Genomic DNA, 14,680 nt, shown 5'->3' with positions numbered 1-14,680 from the left:
GGGTCAGATCAGCAGGCGCAGGATGTCCGGCATCATGGTCATGGCCGCCAGGTTGTTGATCACCAGCATGTCCAGCAGCTTGAGCACCATGAATGCCAGGATCGGCGAGATATCCAGGCCGCCCATGCTCGGCAGGATGCGACGGAACGGGGCCAGGGCGGGTTCGCAGATCTGGTTCACCAGTTCGGCGCCGGGGTTGTGGCTGCCAGGGGCGACCCAGGACAGGATCACGCTGATGATCAGGGCGAAGAAGAAGATCTTCAGGAACAGCGCGGTGACGCCGATGATCGACCAGATCAGCAGTTGCAGCGGGTTGCCGGTGGTGCCGTAGGTCAGCAGCAGGGTCAGGGCCATCAAGGCCAGTTGCACCAGGATCGCCAGGAGCAGCGAGGACATGTCCAGGCCGCCGATGCTCGGGATGACCCGGCGCATCGGCTTGAGCAGCGGCTGGGTGGCCCGCACGATGAACTGGCACAGCGGGTTGTAGAAGTTGGCGCGCACCAGTTGCAGGACGAAACGCATCAGCACGATCAGCAGGTACAGGCTGCCCAGGGTTTGCAGCACATACACCGCAGCGGTGTTCAATCCAATCATCATTGGCTCCTTATTGGCCCAGTTGTTCGGCCATTTCGGCCGAGCGGTGCGCAGCGGCACCCAATGCTTTTTCCACCAGGGCTTCAAAGCCACCGGCCTGGAACGACTTGATGGCCGCTTCCGTGGTGCCTGCCGGTGAAGTCACGCGGCGGCGCAGCTCGGCGGCGTCAACGTCACTGGAGACCGCCATGTGGGCGGCGCCCAGGGCGGTCTGCAGAGTCAGCTGGGCGGCGGTTTCCCGGGGCAGGCCGAGCTTCTCGCCGGCGGCGGTCATGGCTTCGATCAGCAGGAAGAAATACGCCGGGCCACTGCCGGAGACGGCAGTCACTGCGTCCAGTTGCTGCTCCTGGTCCAGCCACAGGGCGATACCCACGGCGGACAGCAGTTCCTCGGCCTGCTGGCGTTGCTGGGCGCTGACTTCGGCGGTGGCGTACAGGCCGCTGACACCCTGGCGCAGCAGTGCCGGGGTGTTGGGCATGCAGCGCACGATGGGCTGGGTGCCGAGCCAGCTGTTCATGCTCGAACAGGTGATGCCGGCGGCGATGGACACCACCAGCTGTTGCGGCTTCAGGCTCGGGCGCAGGGCTTGGCACACGGCTTTCATGGCCTGGGGCTTGACCGCCAGGACGATCACGTCGACGCCTTCGATGGCCTCGGCGTTATCGGCAAATACCTGGATGCCATGTTCGGCCGCGACTTTCGCTCGGGTCTGCTCGCCCGGGTCGCTGGCGCGGATCTGCGAGGCCTCCAGGCCTTTGGCCCGCAGGCCGCCGATGAGACTGGCCGCCATGTTGCCGGCACCGATAAAAGCGATACGAGTCGTGTTCATGACAGGTCCTTACAAGAGGTCGGGGTCAGTCGCATCAGGACTGACTGTAGTCGCGGGCACCAAACAGCGCGGTACCGATCCGCACCCAGGTGGCGCCTTGGGCAATGGCCGCTTCGAGGTCGTGGCTCATGCCCATGGAAAGGGTATCCAGGGGCAGCTTGAGGCTGTCCCGCAGGTCGTTGTTCAGGCGTTGTACCGCGGCGAAGGCGGCGTCCTGGGCAGCGCGGTCCTCGGTAGGCTCGGGAATCGCCATCAACCCCCGCAGTTGCAGGCGTGGCAAGGCACCGATGGCGCTGGCCAGGGCCGGCAGGTCGGCCGGGGCGCAGCCGGACTTGCTGGCTTCGCCACTGACGTTCACCTGGATGCAGATGTTCAGTGGCGGCAACTCGGCCGGGCGTTGTTCAGACAGGCGTTGGGCGATTTTCAAGCGATCCACGGAGTGCACCCAGTCAAAATGCTCGGCAATGGCACGAGTCTTGTTCGACTGAATGGGGCCGATGAAGTGCCAACTCAAGGGCAGGTCGGCCAGTTCCTGCTGTTTGCCCAGGGCTTCCTGCAGGTAGTTCTCGCCGAAATCCCGCAGGCCGGCGGCATGGGCCTCGCGCAGGGCGGCGGCGGGCTTGGTCTTGCTCACGGCCAGCAGCTGGACGCTGTGCGGGTCGCGCTGTACGGCCTGGCAGGCGTTGCGGATGCGCTCGGCTACCTGGGCAATGTTGTCTGCTATCGTGGACATTCGATTTCGTCTCAAAAGTACCGGCGGCCCTGGCCACCGGCTGCCGCGTGAATCCACCAGACCTCGATTCTCCGCCGGCCCGAGCCACGCTCAAGGGTCGCGCCGGGCATCGTCCGCGGCCTGGCCATTGAATCTGCCAGGCGCGGGCGGGTCTGAAGCTCGCGGCATTCTACTGGAATTGGGGGGCACTATGGACATCACCGAACTCTTGCGCTTGAGCGCTTCCCGGGGCGCTTCGGACCTGCATCTGTCCGCCGGGCTGGCGCCGATGTTGCGCATCGATGGCGATATTCGCCCGCTGCCGGGCCCGGCCCTGGAAGGGCCAGAGGTGCTGGCGCTGATCCATGAACTGATGAGCGAAGCTCAGCGCCAGGCATTCGCCGCCTGCAATGACCTGGATTTCGCCCATGAACTGCCAGGTGTGGCGCGGTTTCGGGTCAATGCCTTCCGGCACGCCCGGGGCGCCGGTGCGGTGCTGCGCCTGATTCCCGCGCGGGTACAGAGCCTGGAGGAGCTGGGGCTGGGGGAAGTGTTTCGGCAGATTACCGAGGCGCCCCGCGGGCTGGTGCTGGTGACCGGGCCCACCGGCAGCGGCAAGTCCACCACACTGGCGGCGATGATCGACCACCTGAACCAGCGCCGCCAGCAGCACATCCTGACCATCGAAGACCCTATCGAATTCGTGCATCCGCAGAAAAACTGCCTGGTGCACCAGCGCGAAGTGCAGCGCGATACCCAGAGCTTCGCCACGGCCTTGCGTGCGGCGCTGCGGGAAGATCCCGACGTGATCCTGCTGGGCGAACTGCGGGACCTGGAAACCATCCGCCTGGCCCTGACCGCCGCGGAAACCGGGCACTTGGTACTGGCCACCTTGCACACCTCGTCGGCGGCCAAGACCATCGACCGGCTGGTGGACGTGTTTCCAGGGGAGGAAAAAGCCCTGGTGCGCTCGATGCTGGCCGAGTCGCTGCAGGCAGTGGTCGCGCAAGTGCTGGTGAAGAAGGTGGGCGGTGGCCGGGTAGCGGCGCACGAGATCATGCTGGGCAGCCCGGCGATCCGTAACCTGATCCGCGAGGACAAGGTGGCGCAGATGTATTCGGCGATCCAGACGGGCGGCGCCCAGGGCATGCGCACCCTGGACATGAGCCTCAAGGCATTGCTCGGGCAGGGGTTGATCAGCCGCGATCAGGCGCGGGAGCAGGCGCGGATGCCGGAGAGCTTTTGACGGGGCTGGAAATGCATTCGCCGGCAAGCCTGCTCCTACAGGTGGGTGCAGGAGCCGGCTTGCCGGCGAAGCGGGGTATCAGCGTTGCACGACCCGCAGGGGCGCGTGCTCCTTGGGCAGGACCCGCTTGGCAACCACGTAGTGGCTCTGCCAGTAGGGCTTCTTCAGGGTATCGATGGTCACTGCCTTGCCGCGCCGCGGGGCGTGGATGAAGCGGTCTTCGCCCAGGTAGATGGCGACGTGGTTGACCTTGCGGCTCTTGATGTTGAAGAACAATAGGTCGCCCGGCTTCAGGTCCTTGCGTTCGACCTTCTGCCCGTGGCCGCTGGCCATGGCGTTGGAGGTGCGTGGCAGGTCCACGGCGGCGACATCATTGAAGGCGTAGCGCACCAGGCCGCTGCAGTCGAAGCCTTTGCTTGGGCTGCTGCCGCCCCAACGATAGGGTGTACCGAGGACATTGACCGCGCGGCTGAGAACCGTGGTGCTCGGCCGGCCGGCGTTGTTGGCCACCAGCTTGCTGTCGGCCTTGCTCAGGCGGGTGGGGTGCTTGATGGTGCTCTTGTTCTTGGCGGCGACCGTCGAAACGTGAGGTTTCGGAGTGTAGCCATTAACGTTGGGAAGTCGTTGCTCACGGTTGGTGGCGTGGGCGGCCAGTGGCATTAATAGGCAAATGGTTAGCCATGTCTTGAAAAATGGACGCATTAGGCAAGGCTCTTATTTGGTTAGCGCGCAACTTTATAACAGCTTTCAGGTCACTTCCGTGGCCGTTTGTCGATTCAACCTTGGGGTCAACTTCGGCAAAGAGGTGGCAACTTGACGCAGAAAACCGTCAGAAGTCAGGCAGTACAAGGCTTTGGCAGAACAGAAGGTAACATTGCCCGCACGTCGAATGCCTGTAAAAAAGTCACAAAGTTTTTAAGAATATTTATCTATCACCTGCAAAGAGGCACTTAATGAACACCTATCGTCAGGATGCATCCACCCATGACACCCACAGCAAGGTGATCGGTTACCTGTTGTGGATTTTCGGTTTTACCGGGGCCCACCGCTTCTATTACGGCAAGCCGGTGACCGGGACTATCTGGTTCTTCACCTTCGGTCTGCTGGGCATTGGCTGGCTGATCGACTTGTTCCTGATCCCGTCCATGGACCGGGAAGCGGACCTTCGCTTTACCGCAGGTCCGGTGGAATACAGCGTGGCCTGGATTCTGCTGACCTTCCTCGGGGTTTTCGGCGTGCACCGCATGTACCAGGGCAAATGGCTGAGCGGGGTGATCTACCTGTTCACCGGCGGCCTGTTCTTCCTGGGGGTGCTGTACGACTTCTGGACCCTGAACGATCAGGTATCGCTGGAGAACGCCAAGCGCCGTTGATCCCGTCATCGGCGCAGGCGGTGATGGCGCAGCCTGTAGCCACTGCCGCAGGGCGCCATCAGGAGCGGCGGCTCCTTCGGAGCCGTTCGCAGCCTGCGGCAGCGGCTACAGGGTGTTTGCCAGGCGATCAGCCCTGATAGCTGATATGGCCGTCCACCAGGGTGTAGCGCACCGCGCCCGGCAGGCTATGGCCGAGGAACGGGCAGTTTTCGCCCTTGGACAGCCAGCGCTCGCCGGCCACGGTGGAACTGGCCGGGTCGAACAGCACCAGGTCCGCCGCACCACCGGCTGCCAGCTTGCCTGCCGGCAGGCGCAAGGCCGCGGCGGGGCCGGCACTCAGGCGTGCCAGCAGGGTCGGCAGGTCCAGCAGGCCGTCCTGCACCAGGGTCAGGGCCAGGGGCAGCAACAGCTCGACGCTGCTGATGCCCGGCTCGGTGGCGCCGAACGGCGCCAGCTTGGCGTCCCGCTCATGGGGCTGGTGATGGCTGGAAATGGCTTGCACCACCCCGGACTTCACCGCTTCGCGCAGGGCATCGCGGTCGGCCCGCGAGCGCAGCGGCGGCTGCACGTGGTACAGGCTCGAGAAGTCGATCAGCGCCTCGTCGGTCAGGATCAGCTGGTACAGCGCCACATCGGCGGTGACCGGCAGGCCGCGGGCCTGGGCCTGGGCGATCAGCTCCACGCCGCGGGCGCTGGTCAATTGGCTGAAGTGGGCGCGCACGCCGCTCTGTTCCACCAGCAGCAGGTCCCGGGCCAGGGCCACGGTCTCCGCGCTTTCCGGGATACCCGGCAGGCCGAGGAAGCTGGCGGTGGCGCCTTCGTGGGCCAGGCCGCCTTCGGCCAGGTCGCGGTCCTGGGAGTGGAAGATCACCGTCAGGTCGAAGGTGGCGGCGTATTCCAGGGCGCGGCACAGGGTACGGGTGCTGCGGAAACCTTCCAGGCCGTTGCCGAAGGCCACGCAACCGGCGTCACGCAATGCGATCAGCTCCGCAAGCTGCTCGCCTTCCAGGCCCTTGCTCAAGGCGCCAATGGGGAACACTTTGCTGTTGCCGGCCTCGCGGGCGCGGTCGAGGATCAGTTCGGCCACCGCCGAGGTGTCCAGTACCGGCTTGGTGCGCGGCGGGCAGCACAGGCTGGTGACGCCGCCGGCGGCTGCGGCGCGGGTTTCGCTGGCAATGCTGCCCTTGCGGCTGTAGCCCGGCTCGCGCAGGGCGACGCTCAGGTCCACCAGGCCGGGGGCGGCCACCAGGCCCTTGGCGTCGATGGTGGTAACGGCATTGAAGCCGCCAGGCGCGGCGCCGATGGCGACGATCTTGCCGGCTTCCAGGTGCAGATCGGTGGTTTGATCCAGGCCGCTGCTTGGATCGATGACGCGGGCGCCGAGAATGCTGAGCTTCACTGGGCGTTCTCCTGCTCGAATTGTCGCTGGGCGGTCTGCCCGCTCATGGCCATGGACAGTACCGCCATGCGCACTGCAATGCCGTAGGTCACCTGGTTGAGGATCACCGAGTGCGGGCCGTCGGCTACCGCCGATTCGATCTCCACGCCGCGGTTGATCGGGCCCGGGTGCATGACGATGGCGTCGGGCTTGGCCCCGGCCAGGCGCGCGGTGGTCAGGCCGAACAGGCGGTAGAACTCGCCTTCGCTGGGCAGCAGGCCGCCCTGCATGCGTTCACGCTGCAGGCGCAGCATGATCACCACGTCCACGTCCTTCAGGCCTTCGGTCATGTCGGTGTAGACCTTGACCCCGTACTGCTCGATGCCGATGGGCAGCAGGGTTTTCGGCGCGATCACGCGGATGTCCGGGCAGCCGAGGGTTTTCAGCGCCAGCATGTTCGAACGCGCCACTCGCGAGTGCAGGATGTCGCCGACGATGGCTACCGAGAGGTTCTCGAAGCCGCCCTTGTGCCGGCGAATGGTCAGCATGTCGAGCATGCCCTGGGTCGGGTGGGCGTGACGGCCGTCGCCGCCGTTGATGATCGCCACTTGGGGGCACACGTGTTCGGCGATGAAGTGCGCGGCGCCGGAATCGCCGTGGCGCACCACGAACATGTCGGCGGCCATGGCTTCCAGGTTGCGCAGGGTGTCCAGCAGGGTTTCACCCTTGCTCGCCGAAGAGGTCGAGACATTCAGGGTGATCACGTCCGCCGACAGCCGCTGGGCGGCCAGTTCGAAGGTAGTGCGGGTTCGGGTGGAGTTCTCGAAGAACACATTGCACACGGTCTTGCCGCGCAGCAGCGGGACTTTCTTCACCGCCCGGGCGCCGACTTCGAGGAACGAGTCGGCGGTGTCGAGGATTTCCGTCAGCAGCTCGCGGTTCAGGCCGTCGAGGGACAGGAAGTGGCGCAGCTGGCCCTGATCGTTGAGCTGCAGCGGGCGCTTGGCGTCTAGAGGCGTCATCGCAATGGACTCTTAAAAGGGCGAGTTAGAGGGCGAGGTCTTGGAGCTCGAGTTGAAGCGGCGCAGGACCGGACAATTTTACCCGCTCATGGGCGGCCAGCGACAGGGTCGCGCCCACCACATTCGGACGGATCGGCAGTTCAGCGGCGTTCAGGTCCAGCAGGCAGACCAGGGTCACGCTGGCCGGCCGGCCGTAGTCGAACAGTTCGTTGAGGGCGGCGCGGATGGTCCGGCCGCTCATCAGCACGTCGTCGATCAGCACCAGGTGCTGGCCTTCGATCTCGAACGGCAGCTCCGAAGGGCGCACCTGCGGGTGCAGGCCGTTCTGGCTGAAGTCGTCGCGGTAGAAGGACACGTCCAGGGTACCCAGGGGCGAATCGCTGCCCAGGGCTTCCAGCAGGGCCTGGGCCACCCAGACGCCGCCGGTACGGATACCGATGAAACGTGGCTCGCTGATGGCGCGCTGGGCCAGGTGGGCGTTGAGATCAGCGGCCATCTGGCTGATCAGGGCGGCGGGATTGGGCAGGCTCATGGTGGCTCCTTCGTGGGCTCGCGCCTGCTGCCGGGCAGCTGGGCGCGGGAACTTACGGCTGGTGTTGGGCCAGGAGGCGCGCAGCCCCGGGGCCGCGCATCTTCAGGATGTGGTCTCAGGTGTTCAACAGGCCGGCGTTTTCATCGAGCCAGCCTTGCAGCAGCAGGGCGGCGGCGATGGCGTCCACCGGGTTGTCGCGGTAACTGCCTTTCTGGCCGCCCCGGGCCAGGCGTTCACCCTTGGCCTCGAAGGTGGTCAGGCGTTCGTCGTGGGTATAGAAGGGCACATTGAAGCGGCCGTTCAGGCGCCGGGCGAACTTTTCGGCGCGCACGCACATGTCGCTGGGGCTGCCGTCCATGTTCAGGGGCAGGCCCACCACCACGGCGTCGGGCTTCCATTCCTTGATCAGGGCTTCCACCTGGTTCCAGTCGGGCACCCCGTTTTGCGCCTTGAGGGTGCACAGCTCCCGGGCCTGGCCGGTGATGGCCTGACCCACGGCAACGCCGATCTGCTTGGTGCCGTAGTCGAAGCCGAGGATCAGTCGCAGGGTCATCAGGCGTGGCCCGCCTGGCTGGTGAGCAGGCTGAGGTTGACCCCCAGGTGCCGGGCGGCGGCTTCCAGGCGCAGTTCGCTGCTGGTGTTGAACAGGATGTCGGCGTCGAAGGGGCAGGTCAGCCAGGCGTTGTCCGCCAGTTCGGCTTCCAGCTGCCCGGCTTCCCAGCCGGCATAGCCCAGGGCGATCAGGCTCTTGGCCGGGCCCACGCCATCGGCGATGGCGAACAGCACGTCCTGGGACGTGGACAGGGACAGCCCCTCGAGTTCCACCGTGGCCTGGTAGACCGGGCCGTTGGGGTGCAGGACGAAGCCACGATCGGTCTGCACCGGGCCACCGCTGAAAATGGGCACGTGCTGGCACAGCAGGGACGGCTCTTGGTCAGGGCGCAATTGTTCGAGGATATCGGCCAGGTTCAGGTCCTGGGGGCGGTTGACCACCAGGCCCATGGCGCCACTGGCGTTGTGCTCGACGATGTAGGTCAAGGTCTGCGCAAAGTTCGGGTCGGCCATATGGGGCATGGCGATCAGGAAATGATGCTTGAGATAGCTTGGGCTGACATTTTTCATGAGCGCTAGTGTGGCGGTGGCGGGCCCGGCTGACAAGCTGGCGATGTGCGGCCATGGCGCTGTCACGCGGCCGATTGCCGGCCGATCAGTTGCTGGAAAGCTTGTCGCCCCGGGCGAAGCGCCAGGTGCGGATGATTTCCAGGCGATCGATGTCCGACAGGTCGCCGGTAAAGGGGGCGAACGGCGCCGCCAGGCGCACGATGCGCTGGGCCGCCTGGTCCAGCAGCGGTTGCCCGGAGGACTCCAGCACCAGCACTTCATACAGCGAGCCGTCACGGTTGATCGAGACCATCAGCCGCAAGTTGCCGTAGATCTGCTTGCGCCGGGCTTCCTCGGGGTAGTTGAGGTTGCCGATGCGCTCGACCTTCTTGCGCCATTCGTCCTTATACCAGGCGCCCTTGTCGCGCATGGTGGAGGCGGCGCTGAGGCGGTGGATGCGCGGGCGTTTGGCATACAACTGCTGTTCGTTGGCCAGCTCGGCTTCCAGGCTGGAAATCTCGCTGGACAGTTGCGAGCTGTCGAACGTCGGAGTGGGGGCCTTGGGCGTCGGGTCTTTCTTGACCTCTTCACGCTGGGTGACGGTCTTTTTCGGCTTGGGCGCGGTGGTGGCCACGGCGGCCTTGGGCGCGGTGTCCTTGACCTCGGGCTTGACCGAGGGCGGCGGCGTGACCTTCTTCACCGAGTTGTCCTGGAACGGTGCGACTTCGGTGGTTTTCGGAATGGCCTTCTTGTCCAGGGTGCCGCTGCCCTGCTGGTTGTCCTGGGCGAGGAAGTCGGCCTTCTTCGGCTTGGTCTCGCTCTTGAAGGTGGCCAGGGTGATTTCCAGGGTCTTGCTGATGGCCTTGGGCTCGGCGAAGGAAAAGCCCAGGCCGAGGATCAGTGCCAGGTGCAGGAGCGCCGCCAGGAACAGGGTAAAACCCAGGCGATCGGCCGCACGCACGCCGCTATGGGCAAGCTCGGGGGGCAGATCGGACGGGAGGCTCATCGGCAGTTCGACATCACAGGAGGCATCACACAACCAACATCACGGTTTCACAGGCGGCGCATGATAACGCAATGTTGGTTTGTGCTTGGTTGTTCTACATCACTTGGCCTTGAGCTTCTGATCGATGGCATCCATCAGCATCGCGCCGATGTTGGTGCCGAAGGCGTTGTCGATTTCACGGATGCAGGTGGGGCTGGTGACGTTGATTTCCGTCAGGTGTTCGCCGATCACGTCGAGGCCGACGAACAGCAGGCCCTTGGCCCGCAGGGTCGGGCCGACCTGGGCGGCGATCCAGCGGTCCTTGTCGCTCAGCGGGCGGGCTTCGCCACGACCGCCGGCCGCCAGGTTGCCGCGGGTTTCACCGGCGGCGGGGATGCGCGCCAGGCAGTAATCCACCGGTTCGCCGTCGATCATCAGGATGCGCTTGTCACCGTCCTTGATTGCCGGCAGGTAGGCCTGGGCCATGATCTGCTGGCTGCCGAGCACGGTCAGGGTTTCCAGGATCACCGACAGGTTCGGATCACCCGCGCGGTGGCGGAAGATCGAGGTGCCGCCCATGCCATCCAGGGGCTTGAGGATCACATCGCCATGCTGGGCCGCGAACTCGCGCAGCACGTCGGCGCGGCGGCTGACCACGGTGGGCGGGGTGCACTGGGGGAACAGCGTGGCAAACAGCTTTTCGTTGCAGTCACGCAGGCTCTGGGGCTTGTTGACCACCAGCACGCCAGCGCTTTCGGCCTGTTCCAGCAGGTAGGTGGAGTAGACGAACTCCATGTCGAAGGGCGGGTCCTTGCGCATCAGGATCACGTCCAGATCGCTCAGCGGGCAGTCGATCTCGGCGTCCAGCTCGAACCACTTCTGCGGGTTGGCGAACACCTGCAGCGGGCGCATGCGGGCCCGGGCCACGCCGTCGCCCTGGTACAGGTCGCGCTGCTCCATATAGAAGAGGGTCCAGCCGCGCTCCTGGGCGGCCAGCAGCATGGCCAGCGAGCTGTCCTTCTTGTAGGAGATGCTGGCGATAGGGTCCATGACAATCCCGACGCGAACGCTCATGGGTGGATTCCTTTAAGAAAATGAGTGGGAGCGAGGCAAAAAAAGTGGCGTCAGAGTGGCGCTGACAGGGGCCTGGGTCAAGGAAAAACCACTGCCTGGCGTGGTCCATAGATTGCAGGGGGGAGAGTGTGCTAAAAAGGCTCGCAGGCCGGGCCCAAGCCTTGAAGTTCAAGGGTTTCACCCATTGCCCGGCGGTACCGGACCAAATCATTCGCTGGGGCGATGGCAGAGCAGATATGGAACAGCATTCCAACGCCTTGAAGGTGATGGTGATCGACGATTCGAAGACGATTCGCCGCACGGCCGAAATGCTGCTGAAGAACGTCGGTTGCGAGGTCATCACCGCAGTGGACGGCTTCGAAGCCCTGTCGAAGATCGTCGACCATCACCCCGGCATCATCTTCGTCGACATCATGATGCCGCGGCTCGACGGCTATCAGACCTGTGCGCTGGTGAAGAACAACAGCGCGTTCAAGTCCATCCCGGTGATCATGCTGTCTTCCAAGGATGGCCTGTTCGACAAGGCCAAGGGGCGCATCGTCGGCTCCGACCAGTTTTTGACCAAACCCTTCAGCAAGGAAGAACTGCTGAGCGCGATCAAGGCCCATGTCCCGGACTTTGTCGCGCTTGCGCCACAGTAGACACGCACAGCGACGCCCGGCCAGCAGGCCGCGCGCCTATACCGTATGGGGAAGACCATGGCTCGTATTCTGATCGTCGATGACTCGCCGACTGAAATGTACAAACTCACCGGCATGCTGGAAAAGCACGGCCATGAAGTGCTCAAGGCCGAGAACGGTGCCGACGGCGTGGCCCTGGCCCGGGAAGAAAAGCCCGACGCGGTGCTGATGGACATCGTCATGCCCGGCCTCAACGGTTTCCAGGCGACCCGCCAGTTGACCAAGGATGCCGAGACCAGCCATATCCCGGTGATCATCATCACCACCAAGGATCAGGAAACCGACAAGGTCTGGGGCACCCGCCAGGGCGCCAAGGACTACCTGACCAAACCGGTGGACGAAGAGACCCTGATCAAGACCCTGAACAACGTCCTGGCCGGCTGACAGCCGCGCCATGAGCCAATCCCAGACCGCCTTCGAGCTGCTGCTGGAGATCGACCAGCGCTGCCGCTTGCTGGCCGCCGACCTGCCGTCCCAGGAAACCCGCCAGCACAGCTGGAGCGGCATCGGCTTTCGCCTGGGCGAGCATTGGTACGTGGCCGCCATGGGCGAGATCAGCGAAGTCCTGCACGAGCCGCGCTACACCCTGCTGCCCGGGGTCAAGCCGTGGGTCAAGGGCGTAGCCAACCTGCGCGGGCGGCTGCTGCCGATCATGGACCTGTGCGGTTTCTTCGGCCATGAGCTGTCGCCCCTGCGCAAGCAGCGACGGGTGCTGGTGGTGGAGTACAAGGAGCTGTTCGCCGGCCTGCTGGTGGACGAGGTGGCCGGGCTGCAGCACTTTGCCCAGGACAGCCTGGAGCCCGGCATCACCGACTTTGCCGACGCCGCGGTCAACCCCTACCTGCAGGGCCAGTTCCGCCGCGATCAGGTCTGGCAGGTCTTCAGCCCCTTCGCCCTGGCCCGTTCGCCGGGGTTCCTGGAGGTGGCAGCGTGAAGGGCGCCCCGGCGCCTGGGCAACCCGTTGGCCGTGCCACGGGAAGCGCGTGTTTCCCTGGATCAACCCATGCTGCCCCGGCGTTGCGCGCGCCCCGGGCACTCGAATGCGGGACCGCCCGCTCGCCACAGGCCTGATCGATGACCAAAGCCAAAACCGGCAAGCCCCTGGAAGGCTCCCGCAGTCGCTCGCAGATCATCGTGCTGTTCATCGCACTGATCGTGTTCATCATGCTGTTGTTCGCCAACTTCGCTTACCTCAATACCCAGGCCACCTACGACAAACAGTACATCGGCCATGCTGGCGAGCTGCGGGTGCTGTCCCAGCGCATTGCCAAGAACGCCACCGAAGCGGCGGCGGGCAAGGCTGCGGCGTTCAAGCTGCTGGGGGATGCGCGCAACGATTTCGCCCGGCGCTGGGGCTACCTGAAAAAGGGTGACCCGGACACCGGGCTGCCCGGGGCCCCGGTGGCCTTGCGCCAGGAAATGCGCGCGGTGCAACTGGACTGGGAAAAACTGCTGAAAAACACCGACGCGATTCTCGCCAGCGAGCAGACCGTGCTGTCCCTGCACCAGGTGGCGGCAACCCTGGCGGAAACCGTGCCGCAATTGCAGGTGGAGTATGAAAAGGTCGTCGAGATCCTGCTCCAGCGTGGCGCCCCGGCGGCCCAGGTGGCCATGGCCCAGCGCCAGTCGCTGCTGGCCGAGCGGATTCTCGGTGCGGTCAACACGGTGCTGGCCGGCGACGAAAACGCGGTCCAGGCCGCCGATGCCTTCGGTCGCGATGCCGCGCGCTTCGGCCAGGTGCTCAACGGCATGTTGCAGGGCAACCCGGGGCTGAAGATCAGCCAGGTGGAAGACCCGGATGCCCGGGGGCGGCTGGCGGAGATTTCCGAGTTGTTCGAGTTCGTCTCCGGCTCCGTGGACGAGATCCTCGAAACCTCCCCCGAGCTGTTCCAGGTCCGCGAGTCGGCGAGCAACATCTTCAGCCTGTCCCAGACCCTGCTGGACGAAGCTTCGCTGCTGGCCACCGGCTTCGAGAACCTGGCCGGCAGCCGCAAGCTGGACACCATCGGCGGCTACGTCCTGGGCTTGCTGGCCCTGGCTTCGATCATCCTCATCGGCCTGGTGATGGTGCGCGAGACCAACCGCCAGTTGCGCGAGACCGCAGAGAAGAACGAGCGCAACCAGAACGCGATCATGCGTTTGCTGGACGAGATCGAGGACCTGGCCGACGGCGACCTCACGGTCACCGCTTCGGTGACCGAGGACTTCACCGGCACCATTGCCGACTCCATCAATTATTCCGTCGACCAGCTGCGCGACCTGGTGGCCACCATCAACCTCACCGCCGGCCAGGTGGCCGGCGCAGTGCAGGAAACCCAGGCCACCGCCATGCAGCTGGCCGAAGCCTCGGAGCATCAGGCCCAGCAGATTTCCGAAGCCTCCACGGCGATCAACGAAATGGCCCAGTCCATCGACCAGGTATCGGCCAACGCCGCGGAATCCTCGGCGGTGGCCGAGCGCTCGGTGGAAATCGCCAACAAGGGCAACGAGGTGGTGCACAACACCATTCACGGCATGGACAACATCCGTGAGCAGATCCAGGACACCGCCAAGCGGATCAAGCGTCTGGGCGAGTCTTCCCAGGAGATCGGCGATATCGTTAGCCTGATCGACGACATTGCCGACCAGACCAACATCCTCGCCCTCAACGCGGCGATCCAGGCCTCCATGGCCGGTGACGCCGGGCGCGGCTTTGCCGTGGTGGCCGACGAGGTGCAGCGGCTGGCGGAGCGTTCCTCGGCGGCCACGCGGCAGATCGAGACCCTGGTGCGGGCGATCCAGACCGACACCAACGAGGCGGTGATCTCCATGGAGCAGACCACCACCGAAGTGGTGCGCGGCGCGCGCCTGGCCCAGGACGCCGGGGTGGCCCTGGAAGAGATCGAAGGCGTGTCCAAGACCCTGGCGGCGCTGATCCAGAGCATCTCCAACGCGGCCCAGCAGCAGACCTCTTCGGCCGGGCAGATTTCCCTGACCATGAACGTGATCCAGCAGATCACCTCGCAGACTTCGTCCGGTTCCACCGCCACCGCCGAGAGCATCGGCAACCTGGCGAAGATGGCCAGCCAGCTGCGCCGCTCGGTGTCCGGCTTCACCCTGCCGGCCACCCGGGGCCCGGCCCCGAATGACAACCGCTGACACAAGGCTTTGACTG

General features: G+C 65.0%; 17 protein-coding genes. 6 read left to right on the top strand and 11 right to left on the bottom strand.

Annotation, left to right across the window (positions count from 1 at the left end; genetic code table 11):
- Nucleotides 1-3 precede the first annotated feature (3 nt).
- From PFLCHA0_RS28895 to PFLCHA0_RS28885, 3 genes are read right to left on the bottom strand one after another with little or no spacing between them, the layout of a single operon-like run.
- Entirely contained in the window at nt 4-594 is a 591-nt protein-coding gene (locus tag PFLCHA0_RS28895) for a YggT family protein (protein ID WP_011064014.1), read from the bottom strand.
- Between the two features lie 10 nt (nt 595-604).
- Entirely contained in the window at nt 605-1,423 is an 819-nt protein-coding gene (gene proC, locus PFLCHA0_RS28890) for a pyrroline-5-carboxylate reductase (protein WP_015637369.1), read from the bottom strand.
- A 34-nt stretch (nt 1,424-1,457) separates the two neighbouring features.
- On the bottom strand, nt 1,458-2,156 hold the full coding sequence (locus PFLCHA0_RS28885) for a YggS family pyridoxal phosphate-dependent enzyme (RefSeq protein WP_011064012.1): 699 nt from the start codon (nt 2,154-2,156) through the stop codon (nt 1,458-1,460).
- Between the two features lie 190 nt (nt 2,157-2,346).
- On the opposite strand from PFLCHA0_RS28885, the gene PFLCHA0_RS28880 reads away from it, so the two are divergent.
- Nucleotides 2,347-3,381: a type IV pilus twitching motility protein PilT gene (locus tag PFLCHA0_RS28880; protein WP_015637368.1), complete on the top strand. Its 1,035-nt coding sequence runs from the start codon at nt 2,347-2,349 to the stop codon at nt 3,379-3,381.
- Nucleotides 3,382-3,459: 78 nt separating this feature from the next.
- Here the strand turns inward: PFLCHA0_RS28880 and PFLCHA0_RS28875 are convergent, their stop codons facing one another.
- The gene (locus PFLCHA0_RS28875; protein WP_015637367.1) at nt 3,460-4,083 is read right to left on the bottom strand and encodes a C40 family peptidase; all 624 of its coding nucleotides are present in this window, start codon (nt 4,081-4,083) and stop codon (nt 3,460-3,462) included.
- Nucleotides 4,084-4,334: 251 nt separating this feature from the next.
- On the opposite strand from PFLCHA0_RS28875, the gene PFLCHA0_RS28870 reads away from it, so the two are divergent.
- Nucleotides 4,335-4,754, top strand: a complete 420-nt coding sequence (locus tag PFLCHA0_RS28870) for an NINE protein (protein WP_011064009.1) — start codon at nt 4,335-4,337, stop codon at nt 4,752-4,754.
- A 127-nt stretch (nt 4,755-4,881) separates the two neighbouring features.
- Here the strand turns inward: PFLCHA0_RS28870 and PFLCHA0_RS28865 are convergent, their stop codons facing one another.
- From PFLCHA0_RS28865 to gshB, 7 genes are all read right to left on the bottom strand, one after another.
- Entirely contained in the window at nt 4,882-6,153 is a 1,272-nt protein-coding gene (locus PFLCHA0_RS28865) for a dihydroorotase (protein ID WP_011064008.1), read from the bottom strand.
- Entirely contained in the window at nt 6,150-7,154 is a 1,005-nt protein-coding gene (locus PFLCHA0_RS28860; RefSeq protein ID WP_011064007.1) for an aspartate carbamoyltransferase catalytic subunit, read from the bottom strand. The genes PFLCHA0_RS28865 and PFLCHA0_RS28860 overlap by 4 nt, the downstream gene beginning before the upstream one ends.
- Before the next feature lie 25 nt (nt 7,155-7,179).
- Complete coding sequence (gene pyrR, locus PFLCHA0_RS28855) at nt 7,180-7,686, bottom strand: bifunctional pyr operon transcriptional regulator/uracil phosphoribosyltransferase PyrR (protein WP_011064006.1); 507 nt, start codon at nt 7,684-7,686, stop codon at nt 7,180-7,182.
- 115 nt (nt 7,687-7,801) lie between these two features.
- On the bottom strand, nt 7,802-8,239 hold the full coding sequence (gene ruvX, locus PFLCHA0_RS28850) for a Holliday junction resolvase RuvX (protein WP_015637366.1): 438 nt from the start codon (nt 8,237-8,239) through the stop codon (nt 7,802-7,804).
- Complete coding sequence (locus PFLCHA0_RS28845; RefSeq protein ID WP_011064004.1) at nt 8,239-8,808, bottom strand: YqgE/AlgH family protein; 570 nt, start codon at nt 8,806-8,808, stop codon at nt 8,239-8,241. The genes ruvX and PFLCHA0_RS28845 overlap by 1 nt, the downstream gene beginning before the upstream one ends.
- A gap of 85 nt (nt 8,809-8,893) precedes the next feature.
- The gene (locus tag PFLCHA0_RS28840) at nt 8,894-9,793 is read right to left on the bottom strand and encodes an energy transducer TonB (RefSeq protein ID WP_011064003.1); all 900 of its coding nucleotides are present in this window, start codon (nt 9,791-9,793) and stop codon (nt 8,894-8,896) included.
- 99 nt (nt 9,794-9,892) lie between these two features.
- A complete protein-coding gene (gene gshB / locus PFLCHA0_RS28835; protein WP_015637364.1) occupies nt 9,893-10,846 on the bottom strand; it encodes a glutathione synthase in 954 nt (317 codons plus the stop codon).
- 236 nt (nt 10,847-11,082) lie between these two features.
- Here gshB and pilG point away from each other — a divergent pair, with 236 nt between their 5' ends.
- From pilG to PFLCHA0_RS28815, 4 genes are all read left to right on the top strand, one after another.
- Nucleotides 11,083-11,487 carry a twitching motility response regulator PilG gene (gene pilG / locus PFLCHA0_RS28830; protein WP_011064001.1) on the top strand — a complete coding sequence of 135 codons (405 nt, stop codon included), beginning with the start codon at nt 11,083-11,085 and terminating at the stop codon, nt 11,485-11,487.
- 57 nt (nt 11,488-11,544) lie between these two features.
- Nucleotides 11,545-11,910 carry a twitching motility response regulator PilH gene (gene pilH, locus PFLCHA0_RS28825; RefSeq protein ID WP_011064000.1) on the top strand — a complete coding sequence of 122 codons (366 nt, stop codon included), beginning with the start codon at nt 11,545-11,547 and terminating at the stop codon, nt 11,908-11,910.
- Nucleotides 11,911-11,920: 10 nt separating this feature from the next.
- Entirely contained in the window at nt 11,921-12,460 is a 540-nt protein-coding gene (locus tag PFLCHA0_RS28820; RefSeq protein WP_011063999.1) for a chemotaxis protein CheW, read from the top strand.
- Nucleotides 12,461-12,600: 140 nt separating this feature from the next.
- Nucleotides 12,601-14,664: a methyl-accepting chemotaxis protein gene (locus tag PFLCHA0_RS28815; RefSeq protein WP_015637362.1), complete on the top strand. Its 2,064-nt coding sequence runs from the start codon at nt 12,601-12,603 to the stop codon at nt 14,662-14,664.
- Nucleotides 14,665-14,680 lie beyond the last annotated feature (16 nt).

The sequence above is a fragment of the Pseudomonas protegens CHA0 genome (genome assembly GCF_000397205.1).
GTDB lineage: Bacteria > Pseudomonadota > Gammaproteobacteria > Pseudomonadales > Pseudomonadaceae > Aquipseudomonas > Aquipseudomonas protegens.
The sequence above is the reverse complement of the archived record's forward strand: the minus strand, read 5'-3'. Positions and strand labels throughout refer to the sequence as shown.

What these genes read in the sequence shown, in the direction of transcription:
- PFLCHA0_RS28895 (WP_011064014.1), bottom strand. Translation starts at nt 594, where the DNA reads ATGATTGGATTGAACACCGCTGCGGTGTATGTGCTGCAAACCCTGGGC.
- proC (WP_015637369.1), bottom strand. Translation starts at nt 1,423, where the DNA reads ATGAACACGACTCGTATCGCTTTTATCGGTGCCGGCAACATGGCGGCC.
- PFLCHA0_RS28885 (WP_011064012.1), bottom strand. Translation starts at nt 2,156, where the DNA reads ATGTCCACGATAGCAGACAACATTGCCCAGGTAGCCGAGCGCATCCGC.
- PFLCHA0_RS28880 (WP_015637368.1), top strand. Translation starts at nt 2,347, where the DNA reads ATGGACATCACCGAACTCTTGCGCTTGAGCGCTTCCCGGGGCGCTTCG.
- PFLCHA0_RS28875 (WP_015637367.1), bottom strand. Translation starts at nt 4,083, where the DNA reads ATGCGTCCATTTTTCAAGACATGGCTAACCATTTGCCTATTAATGCCA.
- PFLCHA0_RS28870 (WP_011064009.1), top strand. Translation starts at nt 4,335, where the DNA reads ATGAACACCTATCGTCAGGATGCATCCACCCATGACACCCACAGCAAG.
- PFLCHA0_RS28860 (WP_011064007.1), bottom strand. Translation starts at nt 7,154, where the DNA reads ATGACGCCTCTAGACGCCAAGCGCCCGCTGCAGCTCAACGATCAGGGC.
- pyrR (WP_011064006.1), bottom strand. Translation starts at nt 7,686, where the DNA reads ATGAGCCTGCCCAATCCCGCCGCCCTGATCAGCCAGATGGCCGCTGAT.
- ruvX (WP_015637366.1), bottom strand. Translation starts at nt 8,239, where the DNA reads ATGACCCTGCGACTGATCCTCGGCTTCGACTACGGCACCAAGCAGATC.
- PFLCHA0_RS28845 (WP_011064004.1), bottom strand. Translation starts at nt 8,808, where the DNA reads ATGAAAAATGTCAGCCCAAGCTATCTCAAGCATCATTTCCTGATCGCC.
- PFLCHA0_RS28840 (WP_011064003.1), bottom strand. Translation starts at nt 9,793, where the DNA reads ATGAGCCTCCCGTCCGATCTGCCCCCCGAGCTTGCCCATAGCGGCGTG.
- gshB (WP_015637364.1), bottom strand. Translation starts at nt 10,846, where the DNA reads ATGAGCGTTCGCGTCGGGATTGTCATGGACCCTATCGCCAGCATCTCC.
- pilG (WP_011064001.1), top strand. Translation starts at nt 11,083, where the DNA reads ATGGAACAGCATTCCAACGCCTTGAAGGTGATGGTGATCGACGATTCG.
- pilH (WP_011064000.1), top strand. Translation starts at nt 11,545, where the DNA reads ATGGCTCGTATTCTGATCGTCGATGACTCGCCGACTGAAATGTACAAA.
- PFLCHA0_RS28820 (WP_011063999.1), top strand. Translation starts at nt 11,921, where the DNA reads ATGAGCCAATCCCAGACCGCCTTCGAGCTGCTGCTGGAGATCGACCAG.
- PFLCHA0_RS28815 (WP_015637362.1), top strand. Translation starts at nt 12,601, where the DNA reads ATGACCAAAGCCAAAACCGGCAAGCCCCTGGAAGGCTCCCGCAGTCGC.